Below are 399 nucleotides of genomic sequence, written 5' to 3' on the forward strand. Positions count from 1 at the left end.
CTACCGCAAGGCGCCCGGAGACGTGGGCGGTCCGCCGCCGCTGGTGGTCGCCACCGCCGTGCACGCCGAGCAGGACGGCGGGCGGCGGCTGTTCACCGCCGTACGGGACGGCGACGACGTCGTCAGCGGGAGCGTCCCCGCGACGGCGGACCCGGCCCGGGTGCTCGATGCCCTCGAGGGCACGGCCCTGGGCCGCCTGCCCGGAGAGACGCGGGACGTGGTGCGGCGGGAGGTGACGGACATCCTGGTGCGTGCCGACGGCTGAGCGCACGGGACGGCCCCCCTCACTCCACGGGCCAGGTGTGCACCGGCGCGTTCAGGTGCATGTAGTCGATGTACTGCTGCGTCATGCGGCGCAGCGCCTCGTGCCGCCCGCAGTGCGCGGTCGCGTCGATGTGG

1 pseudogene is annotated in these 399 nt (G+C 75.4%); it reads left to right on the forward strand.

Annotated elements, in window-relative coordinates:
* Positions 1–265 (forward strand): annotated as a pseudogene (locus LPA54_RS41060) (FAD dependent dehydrogenase); the annotation flags it as partial.
* Positions 266–399 lie beyond the last annotated feature (134 nt).

Source organism: Streptomyces sp. DH12, from assembly GCF_020873895.1.
GTDB lineage: Bacteria > Actinomycetota > Actinomycetes > Streptomycetales > Streptomycetaceae > Streptomyces.